The sequence below is a fragment of the Stenotrophomonas sp. 1L-E-5-B-C3 genome (assembly GCF_057292075.1).
Genome location: NZ_JBXAWS010000015.1, coordinates 109,644 through 130,826, shown reverse-complemented (window position 1 = coordinate 130,826; position 21,183 = coordinate 109,644). Strand labels below are relative to the sequence as shown.

General features: G+C 66.4%; 10 protein-coding genes and 1 other RNA gene. 7 read left to right on the top strand and 4 right to left on the bottom strand.

Annotation, left to right across the window (positions count from 1 at the left end):
* Positions 1–785 precede the first annotated feature (785 nt).
* On the bottom strand, positions 786–3,800 hold the full coding sequence (locus AC0Z6F_RS17735) for an autotransporter outer membrane beta-barrel domain-containing protein (protein WP_485618005.1): 3,015 nt from the start codon (positions 3,798–3,800) through the stop codon (positions 786–788).
* A gap of 291 nt (positions 3,801–4,091) precedes the next feature.
* On the opposite strand from AC0Z6F_RS17735, the gene AC0Z6F_RS17730 reads away from it, so the two are divergent.
* A complete protein-coding gene (locus AC0Z6F_RS17730; RefSeq protein WP_012510201.1) occupies positions 4,092–4,496 on the top strand; it encodes a DUF6165 family protein in 405 nt (134 codons plus the stop codon).
* 18 nt (positions 4,497–4,514) lie between these two features.
* Here the strand turns inward: AC0Z6F_RS17730 and AC0Z6F_RS17725 are convergent, their stop codons facing one another.
* A complete protein-coding gene (locus tag AC0Z6F_RS17725) occupies positions 4,515–5,561 on the bottom strand; it encodes a glycosyltransferase family 9 protein (RefSeq protein ID WP_012510202.1) in 1,047 nt (348 codons plus the stop codon).
* A gap of 20 nt (positions 5,562–5,581) precedes the next feature.
* On the opposite strand from AC0Z6F_RS17725, the gene AC0Z6F_RS17720 reads away from it, so the two are divergent.
* Genes AC0Z6F_RS17720 through AC0Z6F_RS17710 form a run of 3 tightly spaced genes read left to right on the top strand, consistent with a single transcriptional unit; the run spans position 5,582 to position 7,484 of the window.
* The gene (locus tag AC0Z6F_RS17720) at positions 5,582–6,331 is read left to right on the top strand and encodes a 3-deoxy-D-manno-octulosonic acid kinase (RefSeq protein WP_012510203.1); all 750 of its coding nucleotides are present in this window, start codon (positions 5,582–5,584) and stop codon (positions 6,329–6,331) included.
* Positions 6,331–7,098, top strand: a complete 768-nt coding sequence (locus AC0Z6F_RS17715) for an MBL fold metallo-hydrolase (protein ID WP_012510204.1) — start codon at positions 6,331–6,333, stop codon at positions 7,096–7,098. Before AC0Z6F_RS17720 ends, AC0Z6F_RS17715 begins: the two co-directional genes overlap by 1 nt.
* Complete coding sequence (locus AC0Z6F_RS17710; RefSeq protein ID WP_485618002.1) at positions 7,095–7,484, top strand: nuclear transport factor 2 family protein; 390 nt, start codon at positions 7,095–7,097, stop codon at positions 7,482–7,484. Before AC0Z6F_RS17715 ends, AC0Z6F_RS17710 begins: the two co-directional genes overlap by 4 nt.
* 106 nt (positions 7,485–7,590) lie before the next feature.
* Here the strand turns inward: AC0Z6F_RS17710 and ffs are convergent.
* Positions 7,591–7,687, bottom strand: an RNA gene (ffs, locus tag AC0Z6F_RS17705) — signal recognition particle sRNA small type.
* Positions 7,688–7,987: 300 nt separating this feature from the next.
* On the opposite strand from ffs, the gene AC0Z6F_RS17700 reads away from it, so the two are divergent.
* Positions 7,988–8,305, top strand: a complete 318-nt coding sequence (locus AC0Z6F_RS17700; protein WP_004146694.1) for a DMT family transporter — start codon at positions 7,988–7,990, stop codon at positions 8,303–8,305.
* Between the two features lie 357 nt (positions 8,306–8,662).
* Positions 8,663–19,552, top strand: a complete 10,890-nt coding sequence (locus tag AC0Z6F_RS17695) for an autotransporter-associated beta strand repeat-containing protein (protein WP_485618000.1) — start codon at positions 8,663–8,665, stop codon at positions 19,550–19,552.
* Positions 19,553–19,609: 57 nt separating this feature from the next.
* Here the strand turns inward: AC0Z6F_RS17695 and AC0Z6F_RS17690 are convergent, their stop codons facing one another.
* Positions 19,610–20,053 carry a GNAT family N-acetyltransferase gene (locus tag AC0Z6F_RS17690; protein WP_012510207.1) on the bottom strand — a complete coding sequence of 148 codons (444 nt, stop codon included), beginning with the start codon at positions 20,051–20,053 and terminating at the stop codon, positions 19,610–19,612.
* 120 nt (positions 20,054–20,173) lie between these two features.
* Between AC0Z6F_RS17690 and AC0Z6F_RS17685 the strand changes: the two genes are divergently transcribed.
* Positions 20,174–20,968: an isocitrate lyase/PEP mutase family protein gene (locus tag AC0Z6F_RS17685; protein WP_012510208.1), complete on the top strand. Its 795-nt coding sequence runs from the start codon at positions 20,174–20,176 to the stop codon at positions 20,966–20,968.
* The last annotated feature ends 215 nt before the right edge of the window (positions 20,969–21,183 follow it).

Genomic DNA, 21,183 nt, shown 5'->3' with positions numbered 1-21,183 from the left:
ACCTGTGGGCCCCTCCCTTTGCCGGCCTCTCCCCGCCCCTGTCGGGGCAGCCCCTCAACAGAGGGGCTTGTTGCTCCAGATGGTTCCGTGCGTGGTCGATGGGGCATTGATGACTTCCTTGTCTCTGCAGGAACAGAAGAGGGCTGCCGAAAGGCAGCCCTTTTTCTATATCTGGCGCGGGACGCGCCGCGCTTTGCGCGCCGCCCCACACGTTGCTGCGCAACCTGTGGGCCCCTCCCTTTGCCGGCCTCTCCCCGCCCCTGTCGGGGCAGCCCCTCAACAGAGGGGCTTGTTGCTCCAGATGGTTCCGTGCGTGGCGGATGGGGCATTGATGACTTCCTTGTCTCTGCAGGAACAGAAGAGGGCTGCCGAAAGGCAGCCCTTTTTCTATATCTGGCGCGGGACGCAACGCGCTCTGCGCGTCGCCCCACATGTTGCTGCGCAACCTGCGGGCCCCTCCCTTTGCCTGCCTCTCCCCGCCCTGTCGGGGCAGCCCCTCAACAGAGAGGCTTGTTGCTCCAGATGGTTCCGTGCGTGGTCGATGGGGCATTGATGACTTCCTTGTCTCTGCAGGAACAGAAGAGGGCTGCCTTTCGGCAGCCCTTTTTCTATATCTGGTGCGGGACGCGACGTGCTCTGCGCGCCGCCCCACACGTTGCTGCGCAACCTTTGGGCCTCTCCCTTTGCCGGCCTCTCCCCGCCCCTGTCGGGGCAGCCCCTCAACAGAGGGGCTTGTTGCTCCAGATGGTTCCGTGCGTGGTGGATGGGGCATTGATGACTTCTGCTCAGAACCTGTAGCCCAGCCCCAGCTGTACGCCGTTCTGGGACTGCCCGTCACGACGCTCGCCCACGTAGTCGACCATGATCGACAGCCGCTCGCTGGCACGACTGGTCACGCCCAGGTTCCAGGCCAGCACCTGTTCGCCCACCACCTGGCTGCTGCTGCCGAACAACAGGTCCGGGGCGGCAGCAAAGGAGGTGCTGTAGCGGGCCTGGGTATCGCCCAGTTCCTTCTGCCAGACCACGCGGGCACGCGGGGTGATGCGCTCGCCGCTGTTGCCTTCGAACGTCTTGAACAACTGCAGGCCGGCACCTACGCGGATGCTCTCCAGGCTGCCACTGCGGCCGACCAGTGCGGCCGCGTCCTGGCCCTCGTTGAAGCGCGTGGCTGAGGTGCGGGTGTAGTCGATCACTGGCAGCAGCGGCTGGATCACCAGACCCTTGCCCGTGGTGAAGGAGAACGCGTGCTCCACGCGTGCGGTGATCGCATCGTTGTTGTATTTCGCGCGCAGGGGAGCCTGCAGGCCGTCGATGCCATCGATGCTGCGGCGGGTGTCGTGGCGAAGATCGGTGTAGCGGACGGCAGCGGACAGGTAGCCGCGCGAGTAGAGCGCATCCACGTAGCCGCCAATATCCAGTGCACGGACATCGCCAGTGAAGCCTGCGCCACCGCTGGATTTTGTCGACATGTCGGCCGCGGCAAGGCTTACGCCCAGTGTTACGCGGTCGTCTGCGAGGCGGGTATCGGCACCGAGCGCAATGCCACCGATGGTGTGGCTCAGGCCGGCGACACCGCCGTCACCCTCGATACGGCCATGGCTGGCGAAACCCCGCGCCCAGAGACCACGGTTGCGGCCCGTATCGTCCGTATCGTTGCCTGCATCCGATGGTGCGACCAGATGCATCGCCAGTTGGTTGAACAGCCAATTGCCGGTCATCGCCGATTGCACCGACGCCGCCTGTGCAGCCTGTGCCGCCAGGCCATCGGCATCGCCACCGCTGCGCGATGCGGCCTGATGCTGCTGCACCACGTTGCCGATGCTGCCGACCAGTGCGTTGTCGGCCAGGCGCAGGCTGGCATGCGCATCGCCGCGCAGCGCCCCCGCCTGGCGCGCGATGACGTCGCGGTCGGCGAACTGCAGAGCGCCCAGCAGGCTACTCATCGATGCCGTGCGCTGTGCCGCTGCCTGTTGCAGAGCAACGCCCAACCCATCACCGGATCGAGCATTGGCGAACAGGCCGGTGTCATCGAAGGAAGGATTGGCCGTCAGCCACAGGCCGCTGCCGGTCTGGTTGACAGTGAAGCTGAGCAGCGAGTTGTGGCGGGGACGGAACACGGCGCCCGGCGCCGTGAGATCAACCGCGCTCCCCGCTTCGCCACTGCGTTCAACGTACTGGAAGCGTCCTTCGATGAAGTCCGATACCGGAGCCGGGCGGGTCAGGGTGGCGGGCGTAGCCGTTCGGCACCACAGGCCTGCGTACTCGCCATTGGATGGGCTGCAGGGGGCGACAGGCAATTGCAGGGCGGCGGAATCCACCTGGGTTCCCACCAGATGGTTCTCCTGCCCTGCAGGGAAGAATGCCTGCTTCACGTCCAGCGTCAGCCTGGCAGTGGGCGCAATGCCCAGTACTGCGCGGTTGATGTTTCCGATCAGGTTGTAGTCGCTCGATCGCCTGTCCTCCTCGACCAGGAAGTAACGGGCCTCTTCCAGCGTCAGTGACGGTGCGGTGCGCTGGCTGTCGACCTGGAAGGCCAGGTTCGCCCCGTCATTGAGGTTGATGTAGCGGCCCTTTCCGATCCGGAAGCGTTCGCTGGTGAAAACGTCGTCGCCGCCTGGTGCCAGCGCTTCCAGCGAGTAGGGGCGCATGACGATGCCGGACGGTGCCAGCGTGCCGCCTTCGTTGATGTCGATCGTGGCATTCAACGAGCCGTGGCCGGCAAGTACACCGCCACGTTCGACCAGGGTCAGGTTGCGCAGCGCGCCGCCCTGTAGTTCGATCCGGCCACCATTACGGGCACCGATGGCTTCGGCGTGATGTATCCAGCCATTCTGCTGCAGCCGCAGGGTGCCACCGTCCACGACCACGTACTGGGCAGCGGAAGGAGTATCCAATGACCAGACGCCGCCCTTGCCGATGCGGATGACCCCGAAGGCATCGTCCAGCCGGATGTCCGACGCCGACTGCTGGAAGTAGCGCAGGTTGGCGACCGCGTTGGTGTAGCGACCGCGAACCGCCAGATGCGGATTGAGATCCCCACTCACCTCCTTCTCGACGGAGAGGACATCGCCCGGCATCACGTAGCCGGCCTCGGTCACCACGCGATCGCTGTACATCGTGACACCTGGATATTCAGTGCAGTTGCCTGCAGCGCTCTGGTCACGGGTCGGGCAGAAGCGCGTGGCCACGGCCACGGTGGTGGGGTCGAAATAGCGCAGGAAGCCCGATTGCTGGGTCAGTTCGTAGTGGGCCTGGATGATGCGTGCTTCGATGACTGCGAAATCGGTGGGGCCGAACATGTCCCGGTAATACTTGATGTACTTGTCCTGCCCCGGATAGGGCGTGGGTCCATTGGGGCCGGATTCACCATGGATCCCCAGCACGGTCTGGGTGTAGTTGCCATGTGCTGGCAGCAGGCCGAACTGCGTCACCTTCCGGTTCACGCCTGCGACGAAAGCATCCGCGCATGCCGAGTAGCAACCGCCGTCCAACACGGTATCCAGCCCGTGCTGGCGGATGATGGCGCCCATTCCCACGCCACCGGAGGCGGCGCCACCGGGTGAGTTGCGGAACACCACCTGGCGCAGTGGCGTGCCGCGTGCCTTGGCGGCAAGGACATAGGCCTCCAGCGTACCGGGGTCGGTCGCCAGCACATTGCCGGTGTAGTAAAGCGTGTCTCCATTCACATGGAAGGCACTGGCACGGGCTGCGGGCGCGGCCGCCATGCCGAGGAGCGCTGCAAGAAGGGCGCTGCCGAGGATGGCTTTGCGGTGGGCGGGCAGGGCGGGAAATGGGTGCATGCGAAGTTCCACGGCAGAGGGGTGAAGTGCGGTCCCGCCGCTACCCCGCTGCATGAACGTGCTGATATCGCGTGATATCAACGCGTTACGGCGTGAGCGCAGGGTGTGCCGCGCTCCAGTCCGTCAGGGTCGGGCCGGGAGAGTCCGGCACGCAGGCCGTCTCTCCCGATCACTAACGGATGGACAGGGCGTTCTCCCCCAGTCCTGCCTGGAGGACCCATGCAACGAAGAGGCGAAGCGTCCGCGCCGCGCGGGTTACCATGTGCGCATCACCTGTTGGAGCGTGCCCCCATGACCGCTGAAATCCTTGTTCCTGTTTCTTTCGGCGAGTTGCTGGACAAGATATCGATCCTGCAGATCAAGTCCGAGCGCATCAGCGACGAAGGCAAGCTGGCCAACGTGCGCAAGGAGCTGTCGGCGCTGGAGCAGACCTGGATGGCGCACCCGGCGGCGGTGAAGGACATCGCCCGGCTGCGGGCCGAGCTGAAGACGGTCAACGAGCAGCTGTGGGACATCGAGGACGACATCCGCCTGAAGGAGAAGGCGCAGGCGTTCGACCAGGGCTTCATTGATCTGGCGCGCAGCGTCTACCTTCGCAACGACGAGCGCGCGCGCATCAAGAAGGCGATCAACCTGGCGCTGGGTTCGGCGTACGTGGAAGAGAAGTCGTACCAGGATTACGCGCAGCGCGCGTAATCCGGGGCAGCCTGCCGCTCACCCCAGGTGGTCGGCGACGTAGCGCTCGAACGCAGCGATACCGTCTTCCACGGTGATCAGTTCCATCACATCGTCGAACTCGATCTTGGTGCCCCACTTCAGATCCGAGGCCTGCTTGGCTAGGTACTTGCGCGCGGCATCGTCGTAGCGGTCCACGCAGTAGCGGCGGTCGGAATACGGGCCGCTGCGGTTCGGGTTGCTGGCCGCATGCAGGCCCAGTACCTTGGCGCCCATCGCGTTGGCGATGTGCATCGGGCCCGAATCCGGGGTCATCACCAGGTTGGCGCGGGCAAGCAGGGCAGGCAGCTGCTTGAGCGTGTCCTTGCCGACCAGGTCCAGCGCCGGGGTTTCCAGCTGCGCCAGGATCGCGTCGGCCATGCTGCGCTCCAGTTCGCTGCGGCCACCACACAGCACCACCTGCCAGCCGCGCTGTGCGGCGTGGTTGGCGACGGCGGCATAGCGGTCGGCGTACCAGTTGCGGCGCACGTGGCTGGAGCACGGCGAGATCATCAGCACCGGACGGCCATCGTCCTGCCACTGCGCGGCGGCCCACTCACGGGCCGCCGGCGGCACGGCCAGGTCCCAGCTGACCTCGGTCTGGCGCAGGCCCATCGGCTCGCAGAAGCTGCCGATGGCGTCGAGCACGTGGATGCCGGGGCGGTCGGGAATGCGTTCGTTGATGAAGAGACCATGCAGGTCCTTGGAGCGGCTGCGGTCATAGCCGATGCGGCGTTCGGCCGGAATGAACGCCGACAGCAGGTTGGCGCGGAACGCGACCTGCATCTGCAGCAGGGCCTCGAAACGCCCCGGTGGCAGCTGCTTGCGCAGTTCCTTGACCCCGGCCATGCCGCTCTTCTTGTCGTAGGCATGGAAGGTCACGCCGGGCAGGCCGTCCAGCAGCTTGTGGCCGGCCTTGTCGATGATCCAGTGGATCGGCGTGTCCGGTCGCGCCGCCTGCAGCGTGCGCACCAAGGGCACCACGTGGGTGACATCGCCGAGTGCGGACAGGCGCAGGAGGCACAATGAGGAGGACGCTGATGCCATGTGTTGTTAGACTCAAAGAAATGGTCGCATTCGACGCCAATGAAGCGCTGACGCCATGCCGCGAGGGTCGCGGCATCGGGGCCATTCTGTTCGACCGCGAGCGGCTGCGGCAAGCCGAGGCCGACCTGTTCTCGCCCCAGCACTGGGGCAGCAAGGCCCGGCCGGTGGGCGAGGGTGGCCGTGGCAGCGCCTGGTTCATCGATGCGCCGTTCGGTGCCAGCGTCCTGCGCCACTACCTGCGCGGCGGCCTGGCGGCGAAAATCAGCCATGACCAGTACCTCTGGCGCGGCGCAGACCGGACCCGCAGCTTCGCCGAATTCCGGCTGATGCGCGCGCTGCGCGAGAAGAAGCTGCCGGTACCCCGGCCCCTGGCGGCGTTCTACATGCGCGAGGGCCTGCGCTACCGGGCGGCGATCCTGATGGAGCGGATCGAGGGCGTGCGTTCGCTGGCCGACCGCGCGCTGGTCGCCGGCCGTGGTGCGCCGTGGGAAGAGACGGGGCGGTTGATCGCCCGCTTCCACCGGGCCGGGCTGGATCATGCCGACCTCAACGCGCACAACATCCTGTTCGATGGCAATGGCCATGGCTGGTTGATCGACTTCGACCGTGGGGTGATCCGCATTCCGGCCACCGCCTGGCGCGAGCGTAACCTGAAGCGCCTGCTGCGCTCGCTGATCAAGCTGCGCGGCGAGCGCAGCGTGGAAGACGTGCAGAAGGACTACGTGCGGCTGCGCCGCGCCTATGACATGGCCTGGAACCGGGGCACCTGATGGACTGGTCGTTGCGTTTCCTTGGCGTCGGCAATGCGTCGGCGGTTGAGCTGGGGTCGCCGATGTCGGTGATCGAGCGCGATGGCCGGCCGTGGCTGACCATCGATTGCGGTGGCGAGGGATTGACCGCGTTCAAGGCGCACTACGGGCACATGCCGCAGGCGCTGTTCGTCACCCATGTGCACCTGGATCACGTGGCCGGCTTCGAACGGCTGTTCGTCGACACCTTCTTCAGCGGGCAGCGACGCGGCAAGGTGCGCCTGTACGTGCCGGCGCCGGTGGTGCCTCTGCTGCACAAGCGCATCGGCGATTACCCGAACGTGCTGGCCGAGGGCGGTGCCAACTTCTGGGACGCGTTCCAGCTGATCGTGGTGGGCGAGGCGTTCTGGCACGAGGGCGTGCGCCTGGAAGTGTTCCCGGTACGCCACCACTGGCCGGAGACCGCCTATGGCCTGCGCCTGCAGGGTGCGCTGGCCTGGAGCGGCGATACCCGGCCGATTCCGGAGATGCTGGCGCGCTATGCCGGTGACAACGAGCTGATCGCGCATGACTGCGGCCTGCACGGCAACCCGTCGCATACCGGCGTGGAAGACCTGGAGCGCGAGTACAGCGCTGAGCTGCAGGCGCGGATGATGCTCTATCACTACGCCAGCGAGGCCGACGGCCAGGCGCTGGCCGCGCGTGGACACCGCGTGGCCCAGCCAGGGCAGTGCGTGCCGCTGGCCAATCCGACCGCACCGCACGTCCTGGCCCAGGACCCACCGTGAGCGGCGCCGGCCGGCCCGCCGATGCGGCGCTGGCCGCCGAACTGGAAGCGCTGGAGCGTGCGCTGCACGAGCCGCAGGTGCGCGGTGACCGCGAGCGTCTGGCGGCACTTCTGGACGAGGATTTCAGCGAGATCGGCAGTTCCGGCCGCTGCTATGGGCGTGCCGCTGCGCTGCAGGAGATTCCGCAGGAGCGGGCGGAGGTTGAAATTGAATCGGGCGACTATGCCGTGTGGCTGCTGTCCGATGGCCTGGCACAGGTGCGCTACCGCAGCCGCTACCACGTTGATGGCCAGGCCCAGGGCTGGGTGTTGCGCAGTTCGCTGTGGCGACGGCATGCGCAGGAATGGCGGGTGGTGTTCCACCAGGGCACGCCTGAGGCGCGGTAGCGCCGCGCAGGGTTGAGGGCATCGGTAGCGCCGGGCCATGCCCGGCGAAAAGCGCCAACCAAGATTGGCAGCTACCAGAAGTGGGGCAGCGCCCGAAAAGGCGGTGGCCCCGCCGGCTGACCTCGGCGCCCGCGTCGATCGATACCGTTGCTGCCTTCCGGCCCTGGCGGGATTTTCGACCTAGCGTCGCGAGGGGCCGACGGGGCCACCATAGAGACGTTGGCCGCCCAAGGGGCGGCCAGTTCGCGGATCAGGGGAAGCAGCGCGCGTCGCGCCGGAGACCACAGCCGGACTGCACATCGGCTGGCCGATGGCAGACGCATATTCTAGCCCAGGCATGTGCGCTGGCGCCAGCTTCACGCGCTGAATCGGCTGTAACCCGTGCCCGCCGGCGCCGGCCCGGGCCAACCGTCGTTGCTAGAATGCCGGCCAGGAGGAACGACCTCCCCCACATCGGGAATCAATGACCAGGACGGCCTGGCCCTACCAAGAGGAGGGCTGTCATGGCCTGGATCTATCTGTTGTTTGCCGGCCTGCTGGAAATCGTCTGGGCCGTGTCCATGAAGCAGTCCGAAGGCTTCACCAAACTCACGCCCACCGTGGTCACCATCATCGGCATGATCGCCAGCTTCTGGCTGCTGGCGGTGGCGATGCGCAGCCTGCCGTTGGGTACCGCCTACACGATCTGGACAGGTATTGGTGCGGTCGGCGCCTTCGTGGTCGGTATCGTCTTCCTCGGCGAGCAGGTCAGCCCGATGCGGATCGGCGCGGCACTGTTGATCGTCTCCGGCCTGGTGCTGATGAAACTCTCGAGCAGCTGAGTGCATTTGGTTGGGCGGAGAAGGGAATCTCCGCCTGCAGCAGGTATATGCATTTTCGGCAAGATGATTTTCTTCACGCATTTTATTTGACGTGCGTCATGAAAATAATGCGTGTGATTCACATGCCGCTGGCGCCATCGGCCGCACAGTGCCGCCATTCGTCATGCGAAATCGGGGAGTTTTCGCCTTGGCGGACACGTTGGCCTGCCTGTTTCAGGTGCGGTCGCGTGAAGATGTGAAGATTTTCAGAAGTTAATGAAGCCAGGCCTTGTTCCCGTGTCGGGAGCCGGGGTGGGCCGCATTGTCTTCAAAAAACCTGCCTGCAGTGCCATCTGGTCTTTTCATGGAGATTTACCGATGAACCGCATTTACCGTCTGGTTTTCAATCGTGCCCTCGGCGTAATGCAGGTTGCTTCGGAGGTCGCCCAGAATCCCGGCGGAAGCGCGGTCTGCGCAGGGCGGGTGCCGCGATTGAGGGCGCACCAGCTGGCGGTCGCGCTGGCGGCCACGCTGGCCAGTGGTTCGGCGTTCGCGGCGTGCAATACGGTGGGCTCAACAGTCACCTGCGACCCTGGCTCGGTCAGCAACTACATCAACGCTAATTCCGGCATCACGGTGAACGTGCTGGCAGGGGCCACGCTGCGAACGCCTCCGGTTATCGGTGGTGGCAATGCGGCGACGTTGAGCGGCGACAACGTGACGGTCAACAACAGTGGCACGATCGATCCGAGCTCGCTCATCCTCGCGTCGCCCGGACTGGTCATCGGCAACGGTTCTGCCAACAACAGCGCGATCGTCGTCAACAACAATTCCGGCGGACAGATCAAGGGTGTCGTCAACATCGCAACGCTGCTGGGTTTCGGGGGGCAGGCGCTGGTGGCACAGAATGTCAACGGCACTACCACAATCAACAATGCCGGCCTGATCAGTACGTCGTTGATCGGCGCAGGCAGCGTTTCCGACGCGACCACGGTGGTGACCTATGGTGGCGCGGCAACCAACGTGACCAACACAGGCACCATCGACGGACGCACCGGCCTGGGTGCTTCTGGCGGTAATACGTTCCTCAATGCGGGGGCGGTCAGTGGCAGCGTTCACCTGGGTGATTCAACTGGCGGCAATACCTTTACCGCAGTGTCGGGTTCCAGCGTTGTGGCAGGCGGCGGCAGCGCCCTTGCCGGCGTGATTACCGGTGTTACCGGGGTGAAGGTTGCGGCTGCGGGAACGGTCGACGCCGGTACGGGCAGCGGCGCCGCCAACAACACGCTGGTGCTGCAGAACAGCGCAGCCGGCCCAGGCGCGGGCACTGGCGGTGCAGTGACCACGCTGGGCTGGAACCGGTACCTCAACTTCCAGAAGCTCACCGTCAACAGCGGCACCTGGAACCTGCAGGGCGCATGGGGCGGAACCGGGCAGACGACGCTCAATGATGGCCTGGTCAATTTCAACGACACCGACTCCTTTGGCACAGGGTTGTTCACGGCCAACGGCGGTGCCATTGCGTCCTCCACAGCGGGCCTGAATCTGGCCAACGCTTTCAGCCTCGGTGGCAATCTGTCCCTGGCCGGGACCAATGCGTTTGGTCTGGGTGGCGTGCTTTCAGGCACTGGCGGGCTGACGGTCAACAACACCGGCATTGTCACCCTGGGCGGCGCGAACCTGTTCTCAGGTGGCGTCAACCTCAATGCCGGTGGCCTGGTGCTGGGCAATGCCGGTGCACTCGGCAGCGGCAACCTGACCGTCGGTGGCAGCGCTTCGCTGGATACGACGGCGGGCTTCACCCTTGGCAACAATCTGGTGATCAATGGCGCGGGCTCGCTGAACCTGCTGGGCAGCAACGCGTTGTCTTTGAACGGTTCGATCTCGGGCGCCGGCAACCTGATCAAGGCGGGTCCTGGTACCCTCACCTTGAATGGTGCCAACCTGCTTACAGGCTCCTTCGCGGTCACCGGTGGTGCGCTGGCATTGGGCGTCGGTGGCAGCCTGTCGCCGACAAGTGCGATCTCGCTGGGCGCAGGTACCAACCTCGATCTCTCGGTTGCAGCCAGCCAGACCATCGGTTCGCTTGCCGGATCCGGTGCGCTCAACCTCGGCGCGCGCAGCCTCACCCTGGGTGGCCTGAACACCAGCACCAGCTTCTCCGGCGTCATCGGCGGTGTCGGTGGCGCGCTCGTCAAGGTCGGTACGGGTACCCAGACCCTGTCTGGTGCCAATACCTTCACCGGTGGCGTCGCGCTCAACGGCGGCGGCCTGCTGCTGGGCAATGCGGGCGCGCTGGGCACCGGCGCACTCGGTGTCGGCGGCAACGTGTCTCTCGATGGCACTGGCGGGGCACTTGCTCTCGCCAACGCGGTCAATCTGGGCGCGGGCGGCATCCTCAATCTGTCCGGGAACCAGGCGTTGACCTTCAACGGCGTCGTCGGTGGTACCGGCAGCCTGGTCAAGAACGGTGCGGCCACCCTGACCCTCAACAACGCCAACACGTTTGGTGGAGGGCTGTCGCTCACGGCTGGTGGGCTGGTCCTCGGCAACGGCGGTGCGCTGGGAACCGGTGCACTGAGTGTTGGTGGTGTGGCAACGCTTGATGCCAGCACAACACTGAGCGTGGGCAATGGCATCAACCTGGGGGCCGGCGGCTCGCTCAGCGTGCTGGGCAGCAATGCGCTGACCCTGGGCGGCGTCATCAGCGGCACCGGCGGCCTGGTCAAGAACGGCGCTGCTACGTTGACGCTGGGCGGCGCCAATGCGTTCACCGGTGGATTGGCGATCAACGCAGGCAAGGTCGCGCTGGCCAGTGGCGGCAGTCTCGCAGCCACCGGTGCAGTGAATCTGGTCAATGCAGGGACGGAGCTGGACATCTCGCTCGGCGGCAACCAGACCATCGGCGCGCTGTCCGGCATCGCCGGCAGCACCGTGACGCTGGGCGGCAGCACGCTCACCTTTGGCGACGCCACCAACCAGACCTTCGGCGGCGTGATCGGCGGTACCGGTGGCCTGGTCAAGCAGGGAACGGGCACGCAGACGCTCAGCGGCGCCAATACCTTCAGTGGTGGCCTGAACCTGGCGGCCGGTGGCCTGCTGCTGGGCAACGGCAGTGCACTCGGTACCGGCGCGTTGACGGTCAGCGGCAATGGCTCGCTCGACGCAACCGCAGCACTGAATCTGGGCAATGCCATCAACCTTGGCGCGGTGCTGACCCTGCCCGGCAGCCAGAACCTGACCCTGGGCGGCAACATCACCGGCAGCGGCAGCCTGACCAAGAACGGCGCCTCGCTGCTGACCTTGAACGGCACCAATGCGTTCAGCGGCGGCCTGAACCTCAATGCCGGCAGCCTGCTGCTGGGCAACAGCGGTGCACTCGGCACCGGCGCATTGAGCGTGGGTGGCAATGCATCGCTCGATGGCAGCACGGCACTGAACCTGACCAACAATGTGGCGCTTGGGACGGGGGCCTCGCTGTCGTTGCCGGGCACGCAGGCGGTCACGCTTGGCGGGGTGGTTTCCGGCGCCGGTGGTCTGATCAAGAACGGTGCCACCACGCTTACCCTCAACGGTGCCAATACCTTCGGTGGCGGGCTGGTGCTCAACGGTGGTGGCCTGATGCTGGGCAACGCCGGCGCGCTGGGAACCGGTCTGCTTGCAGTGGGCGCCAACGCCACCCTCGACAGTTCGGTGGCATTGAACCTGGCCAACGCCATCGACCTGGACGCTGGTGCGCAGCTGAGCCTGACCAGCAACCAGAATGTCGCACTGGGCGGGCTGGTGTCGGGTACCGGCAGCCTGATCAAGACCGGCACCGGTGTGCTGTCGTTGAACAACAGCAACACCTTCAGCGGTGGTCTTGCATTGAATGCAGGTGGCCTGTCGGTGGGCGCCAACGGTGCGCTCGGTACCGGGGCGCTGAACATCGGCGGCAATGTTTCTCTGGATGCGAGTGCCCCGGTTTCGCTGGCCAACGCGGTGAGCCTGGGCGCCAATACGCTGACCCTGCCGGGCAGCAGCAATCTCACTCTGAGCGGTGTGGTGAGTGGTGCCGGTGGCCTGATCAAGAACGGCGCCTCGACGCTGACGCTGTCCGGTGCGAATACCTTCCTCGGGGGCGCCACGGTCAATGCCGGCACGCTTGCACTGGGTGCAGGTGGCAGCCTGGCCGCGGCCGGGGCGGTGAATCTTGCTGGCACTGGTGCAGCACTGGACATCTCCGCAGCGGGGGCGGGCCAGACCATCGGGGCGTTGAACGGCGTCGCCGGCAGCCAGGTGACCCTGGGCGCGCAATCGCTCACCTTCGGCGGGGCCAGCAACGGCGCATTTGCCGGTGTCATCGACGGCAGCGGCGGACTGATCAAGATCGGTACCGGCGTGCAGACCCTGTCCGGCGCCAACACGTTCAGCGGTGGCGTGGCACTCAATGCGGGTGGCCTGGTGCTGGGCAATGCGGGTGCGTTGGGTACGGGCGCGCTGGGGATCGGTGGCAACGTCAGCCTGGACAGCACGGTTGCGTTGAATCTGGGCAATGCCGTGAACTTCGGCGCGGGCACCCAGCTGACCCTGGGTGGTAGCAGCGATGTCGCGCTCAGCGGTGTGGTGGCGGGCGCCGGCAACCTGGTCAAGAACGGTACTGGCCTGCTGACCCTCAACAACAGCAATACCTTCGGAGGTGGCCTGGCCTTGAATGGCGGCGGTCTGGTGGTCGGTGCCAATGGCGCACTGGGTACCGGCGCGCTGGCCGTGAATGCGAGCACCACGCTGGATGCCGGTGCTGCGGTCAGCCTGGGCAATGCGGTCAATCTGGGCTCGGGTGTTGCGCTGACCCTGCCGGGCAGCAATGCGCTGACGCTGTCAGGTGTGATCGGCGGCAACGGCAGCCTGGTCAAGAGTGGTGCGGCCACGCTGACGCTGTCCGGCGCCAACACCTACACCGGCGGCACCACCATCAATGCCGGCACGCTGGCGTTGGGGGTGGGTGGCAGCCTTGCCGCAGCGGGTGATGTCACGCTGGGCGCAGGCGCTGGCTTCGATATCTCCGGTGCCAGCGGCAGCCAGACCATCGGCGCGCTCAACGGTGCGGGCGGAAGCACGCTGGCGCTGGGTGGCAATTCGTTGACCTTCGGCACGGCCGGCAATGCTGCCTTCGACGGCGTGATCAGTGGCGGTGGTGGTCTGGTCAAAGTGGGCGCGGGCGTGCAGACGTTGTCTGCTGCCAACACCTTCGGCGGCGGCGTCACGCTCAATGCCGGCGGCCTGCTGCTGGGCAACGACGCGGCGCTGGGCTCTGGCGCGCTCACCGTCGGCGGGGCGGCCACGCTGGACACCACCGGCCTGGCAGCACTGACCAACAACATCGCGCTCAACGCAGGCCTGACCGTACTGGGCACCAATGCACTGACGCTCAACGGGGTGATTTCCGGTACCGGCAGCCTGACCAAGGATGGCGTCGCAACGCTGACCTTGAACGGCATCAACACCTATACCGGTGGTACCAACATCAACACCGGCACACTGGCGCTGGGTGCCGGTGCAAGCCTGGCGGCGAGCGGTACCGTGAACCTCGCCACCGGCGCGACGCTGGATCTGTCGGCCGGCAGTGGCACGCAGGTGTTCGGCACCCTGGTCGGCAACGGTACGGTCAACCTGGGCGCCAATTCGATCGAAGTCGGCGGGGCGACCAATGGCACCTTCAGTGGCTCTATCGCAGGTACGGGTGGCCTGACCAAGGTCGGTGCGGGCATCGAGACGCTGACCGGTGCCAACACCTACACCGGCGGCACCTTCATCAATGCCGGCACACTGGCGATCGGTCCGGGTGGCAGCCTGGCGGCCACCGGTGCAGTGACACTCACCGCAGCGGGAACCGGCTTCGACATCTCGACGTCCGGCGCCAGCCAGACCATTGGTTCGTTGGCCGGCGTGATCGGCTCCACGGTCAGTCTGGGGGCGCAGTCGCTGATCCTCGGCGGCAACGGCAACAGCGTGTTCGACGGCGCGATCTCCGGTACCGGCGGCCTGGTCAAGAACGGCACCGGCATCCTGACGCTGGGCGGCGCCAACCTGTTCAGTGGCGGCCTGGCGCTCAATGGCGGCGGCCTGGTGGTCGGCAACAACGCCGCGCTCGGCAGCGGTGCGCTGACCGTGGGTGCCAACGCTACGCTGGATGCTTCGATCGCGGCCAACCTGGCCAACAACATCGCGCTGGCATCGGGCGCCAACCTCGACCTGCTGGGCAGCAATGCGCTCACCCTGGGCGGCATGGTTTCCGGTACCGGTGGCCTGATCAAGAACGGTGCGGCCACCGTGACCCTGACCGGTGCGAATACCTACACCGGAGGCACCACCATCAACAGCGGCACGCTGGCCATCGGTGCTGGTGGCAGCCTGGCCTCGACCGGTGCGGTGGACCTGGCCGGTACCGGTACCCTCGACATCTCGGCCGGCAACCAGAGCATCGGTTCGCTTGCCGGTGTGGCCGGCAGCACCGTGGCGCTGGGTGGTAGCGCGCTGACCCTGGGCGGCACCGTTGACAGTGCCTTCAATGGCGCGATCACCGGCAACGGTGGCCTGATCAAGAACGGTGCGGGCGTGCAGACCCTCAACGGCGCCAGCACCTTCAGTGGTGGTGTAACGCTCAATGCAGGCGGCCTGGTGGTCGGCAACGATGCAGCTCTGGGTACCGGGGCGGTAACGGTGGGTGGCAACGGCACGCTCGATTCGAACACTGCGGTGACGCTGGCCAACAACTTCGTCCTCAACGCCGGGCTGACCGTGCTCGGCAGCAACAACCTCACCCTCAACGGCAACCTGAGTGGCACCGGAGCGCTGACCAAGGACGGTTTGGCGACGCTGACCTTGAACGGTACCAATACCTATACCGGTGGCACTTTCATCAATGCCGGTACGCTGGCATTGGGCGCCGGCGCGAGCCTGCATGCCAGTGGCATCGTCAATCTGGCTTCGGGCGCGACCTTCGATCTGTCGGCGGGCAGCGGCACGCAGCAGTTCGGCACCCTGGTCGGCAACGGTACGGTGAACCTGGGGGCAAACACCTTGACCATTGGCGGTCCCGCCAATGGCACGTTCAGCGGTTCGGTGGGTGGTACCGGTGGGCTGATCAAGGAAGGCACCGGCACCCAGACCCTGACCGGTAACAATACCTTCACCGGTGGCACCACCATCAATGCGGGCACGCTGGCGATTGGCGCCGGTGGCAGCCTGGCATCGAATGGTGCGGTGACATTGGCCAATGCCGGTACGGCGTTCGACATTTCTGCCGGGGGTGCGCAGAGCATCGGGTCGTTGGCTGGTGTTGCCGGCAGCACGGTTGCGCTGGGCGGCAGCACGCTGACCCTCAATGGCGTGGGCAACACCACTTTCGCCGGTGACATCACCGGCACCGGCGGGCTGGTGAAGAACGGGGCGGGCGTGCAGACCCTGATCGGCGCGAATACATTCAGCGGCGGCGTGGCGCTCAATGCCGGTGGCCTGACGCTGGGCAATGGTGGTGCGCTGGGTACCGGTACGCTGACGGTGGGCGGCAACGCCATGCTGGATGGCACCACTGCGTTGACCGTGGGCAACAACGTGCAGCTGGCCAGCGGCACGCTGACCCTGGCGGGCAGCAACGCGCTCGCGCTGAATGGTGTGATCAGTGGTGCGGGTGGTCTGCTCAAGGATGGCGCCGCGACCGTCACTCTCGGCGGTGCCAGCAGCTATGCCGGTGACACCACGATCAACAGTGGCGTCCTGGCAGTGGGTGCCGGTGGCACCCTGTCGGGTGCGAGCACGGTCAATCTGACCGGTGCCGGCACGCTGGACATCAGCGCCGGTGGCAATCAGAGCATCGGTGGCCTGGCCGGCGTGACCGGCTCCAGCGTCGTGCTGGGTGGCGCAACCCTCACCACCGGCGGCAACAACGGCAGCACCGCCTTCGCTGGCGTGTTGAGTGGCAGCGGTGGCCTGGTGCAGAGTGGCACCGGCACGCTGACCCTGAGCGGCGACAACGTCTATACCGGTGGCACCACCATCAACGGTGGCAGCACGCTGCAGCTCGGCAACGGTGGCAGCACCGGTTCGGTGCTGGGCGACATCACCAACAACGGCAGCCTGGTCTACAACCTGGGCAGCACCGCAACCGTGGGCGGCGTGGTCAGTGGCAGCGGTGGCCTGACCCAGGCTGGCAGCGGCACGCTGGTGCTGACCGGCAACAACACCTACACCGGCGGTACCAGCATCAATGCCGGGGGCACGCTGCAGGTCGGCAACGGCGGTGCGACCGGCGCGATCGTCGGCGACATCACCAACAACGGCGCGCTGGTGTCCAACGTGGCGGGCAACACCACGCTGGGCGGCACCATCAGCGGCAGCGGCGGCCTGACCCAGGCCGGTGCCGGCACGCTGGTGCTGACCGGCAACAACACCTATACCGGCGGCACCACCATCAATGCCGGTGGCGCGCTGCAGGTCGGCAATGGCGGTGCGACCGGTGCGATCACCGGTAATGTCGCCAACAACGGCAGCCTGGTGTTCGACGTGGCGGGCAACACCACGGTCGGCGGCGCGATCAGTGGCAGCGGTGGCCTGACCCAGGCCGGTGCCGGCGTGCTGACGCTGGTCGGCAACAACACCTACACCGGCGGCACCACCATCAATACCGGTGGCACGCTGCAGGTGGGCAATGGTGGAGCGACCGGTTCGATCGCTGGCGACATCACCAACAATGGTTCGCTGATCTCCAACGTCGCGGGCAACACCCTGCTGGGCGGCACCATCAGTGGTACGGGTGGCCTGACCCAGGCGGGCAGTGGCACGCTGGTGCTGACCGGCACCAACACCTACACCGGCGGCACCACCATCAACACCGGCGGCACGCTGCAGCTGGGCAACGGTGGTGCGACCGGCTCGATCGTCGGCGACGTCATCAACAACGGCACGCTGGTGTCCAACGTCGCGGGCAACACCACGCTGGGCGGCACCATCAGCGGCAGCGGTGGCCTGACCCAGGCCGGCAGTGGCACGCTGACCGTGACCGGCAACAACACCTACACCGGCCCGACCACCATCAATACCGGTGGCACCCTGCAGGTGGGCAATGGTGGCGCCACCGGTTCGATCGGCGGCAGTGTCACCAACAACGGCAGCCTGGTGTTCAACGTGGGCGGCAACACCACCGTCGGCGGCGCCATCAGCGGCAGCGGTGGCCTGACCCAGGCCGGCAGCGGCACGCTGATCCTGGGCGGCAACAACACCTATACCGGCGGTACCACCATCAACACCGGTGGCACGCTGCAGGTCGGCAACGGCGGTGCGGGCGGGTCGATTGCCGGCAACGTCAGCAACAACGGCAGCCTGGTGTTCAACGTCGGTGGCAACACCACCGTCGGTGGCACCATCAGCGGCAGCGGTGGCTTGACCCAGGCCGGCGCTGGCACCATCACCCTGACCGGCAACAACACCTACACCGGCGGCACCACCATCAATGCCGGTGGCACGGTGCAGGTCGGCAACGGCGGGGCCAGCGGTTCGGTCACCGGCAACATCACCAACAATGGTGGCCTGATCATCAACACTGGTGGCACCACCACGCTGGGCGGCACCATCAGCGGTGGCGGCAGCATCGTGCAGGCTGGCCCGGGCGGGCTGAATCTCGGCGGCAACAGCGGTGGTTTCAGCGGCACCGGCCAGGTCACCGGCGGTGGCCTGAATGTCACCGGCAACATCGGCGGCCAGTGGACCATCGGCAGCGGCACCACGCTGTCCGGCACCGGCACCATCGGGGGTACCGGCGGTGGCGTGACGGTATCCAGCGGCGGCGTGCTCTCGCCGGGCAATGGCCCGGGCAATGGCAGCGGTGCGGGCAACGGCACCGGCACGATCACGGTGGGTGGCAACCTGACCTTGTCGCCGGGCAGCACGCTGGGCATCGATCTGGGTGCCACCGGCAGTGACACGGTGCAGGTGGGTGGCAGTGCCAACGTGGGTGGCAGCAGCGTGCAGGTGAATACCATCTCGCCGAGCACCAGCTATCAACAAGGCCAGCAGTACACCGTGGTCAATGCGGGTGGTGGCGTGAGCGGGCAGTTCGCTTCGGCCAAGACGCCGTCGGCCTTCCTGACCATCACCCCGATCTACACGGCGAACACGGCCAATCTGCAGATCGATGTGGCGCAGACCGCAGCCTTCACCACGGCGGCGAAGACGCGCAACCAGTACAACACCGCCGCAGCACTGGACAGCCTGCCGCAGAGTGGCTCGGCACTGGGGCTGTACAACACGGTGTTGATCTATGACGCCGCCACCGCGCGCAGCGCATTCGACCAGCTGTCCGGTGAAGTGCATGCCGCCAGCCGCGCTGTGCTGCTGTATGACAACTATCTGGAAGAAGGCATCCGCCAGCGCCTGGGCAGTGAGCTGCCGACCGTGCGTGGCGAGCGCGCGTCGGCCTGGCTGGCCGGCAGCGGCAAGGTGTTCAAGCAGGATGGTGATGGCAACGGCGATGACATCCGCTCCAACCGCAATGCGCTGATGGCCGGCGTGGACTGGCAGCTCGGGGAGCACGTGGTGCTGGGTGCAGCGGCCGGCAACGAACGGCTGGATACGCGCCTATACGATCGCAGCTCGCGGGCCCGCCTGCGTGGCAACACCTTCGGCCTGTATGCGCAGGGCCAGTGGAACAACGGCTTTGCGGTCGGTGGCAGCGTGTCGCGCGGCGACTACCGCACGCGCACCACGCGTGAGGTGCCGCTGCTGGGCCAGACCCTGTACAGCCGCCAGGATTCGGATGTGACCATTGCCCAGGTGGAAGGCAGCTGGACCTGGAGCCACGGCAGGACCCAGCTGCAGCCGTACGTGCAGTTCACCAAGCACTGGGTCGACAGCGATCGTGCGGTGGAACAGGGCGGCAGTGCTGCGCTGGAGCTGGAAGGCGGCAAGGACACGCTCAATGTCAGCACCGTGGGCGTGCGTGGGCGCTGGGACGTGGGCAGTGGCGAGCGCTTCCCGGCGCAGCTGACGGTCGGCCTCGGCTGGCAGCATGCATCGGGCGACACCGACGTGGCCAGCCGCAACCGCTTCGCGGCCGGCGGCAATGCGTTCGATGTGTACAGCGCGGTGATGGCACGCAACGCGCTGGTCAGCCAGCTGGGCGTGGCGGTCGGCCTGGGCCGCAACAGCCAGCTGTCGATGTTCGTGCAGGGCCAGCACGGCGACGGTCGCCGCGACGTCGGCGGGCAGATCAACCTGCGCGTGGGTTTCTGAGGGGAGTGGGCCAGCGGTAGATCCACGCTCCGCGTGGATGGCACCGGGGCGGGAGCGCTAGAGCTCCCGCTCCATTTCCACAGCGTCGATCCCGGCGCCGTGGCCATCGGGCACCACACGTGTCACCCGGAAGCCCAGGCCGGCGTAGAAGCCCTGGGTGTGCTGGCTGGTGCTGAGCGTGATGCGATTGATCGAGGGATCCGCTTCGGCCTGGCGCAGGCGCGCCAGCGCCAGTTCGCGGCCCAGTCCATGCCGGTGCAGCGCGCGCTGCACCATGCCCCAACAGAAACCGGCACTGCCATCGCCGCGGCGCGACAGGCCGCCACAGGCCACGATGCTGCCATCGCGTTCGATTACCTGGAATGCACAGCCCATTGCCTGCTCACGCAGGAAGCGTTCGAAGTCGCTCCGCTCTTCCGGTGCGAAGTAGGTGGGCACGTTGCTGTCGAAGATCGACAGGCAGGCGGTCATGTCGCTGCAGCAGTAGGGGCGGGGTGTCATGAAGGAACGTCATGGTTGTGGGCACATTGTGCGCGAGGTCCGTGCCATTGATGTCTGAACATGGCGAGCCCGGAAACCGGTTCGGGCGCAGACTGCAGGTCCCCGTCATCAGGAGGTTCCATGTCCAACGCTCACGCCAGTTTCGTACAACTCCACCAAGGTGCCAATTTTTACGTGCTGCCCAACGTATGGGATGCCGGTGGCGCCCGCCTGGTCCAGCAGCAGGGGGCCCGCGCGGTGGGAACATCGAGTGCTGCGATGGCGTGGTCCTGCGGTTATGCCGATGGCGGTGCGCTGCCTGATACCGCGCTGCTGCAGCGGGTGTCCGAAATCGCTCGTGTGATCTCGTTGCCGGTCACGGTCGATATCGAGGACGGCTACAGCGATGTTCCCGATGCGGTCGCTGCGCGGGTGCTGCGCCTGGTGGAGGCGGGTGCGGTCGGGATCAACATCGAAGACGGCGCCGGCAGTCCTGCGGCGCTGGTGGACAAGATCACTGCCATCCGCTCGGCGCTTGGCGGGCGATCGCTGTTCATCAATGCACGCACCGATGTGTATCTGCGCAGCCTGGCCGAAGGTGATGAGGCCGTCAGGATGAGCATCGATCGGCTGCAGGCCTATGCACGTGCTGGTGCCGACGGCGGCTTTGTGCCGGGGCTGCGTGCGCTGGACGAGGCTGCTGCGGTTGCCAGCGCCGTGCCGCTGCCCCTCAACCTCATGTGGCTGCCTGGAATTGCGTCGCCTGCTGCGCTGTCGCAGGCCGGCGTGCGGCGGCTGAGTGCAGGGCCCGCGCTGTTCATGCACGCGTGGGCGGCGATGGCTGCGGCGACCACGGATTTTCTCGGCGGCGCGATGGCGATGCCCGAGGGCGCACCGGGATATGCGGCCTTGAACCACCTGTTCAGCGAAGGGTGAGGGTGCTGGGGACGGGGGCAGCGGTAGGCTGGGGCATGGGCGGATAGTCGTTTCGACCGGGCCGAGGCATCCACGCATGGTGTGGATCTACTGATGCGGCTGGAGGAACAAGCCCCTCTGTTGAGGGGGGCCCCGACAGGGGCGGGGAGAGGGGATTGTCGGGTGCATCCATGCCCCGATCCCGGCGCGCGTTGCGCCCCGGGACCCGCCTGCGG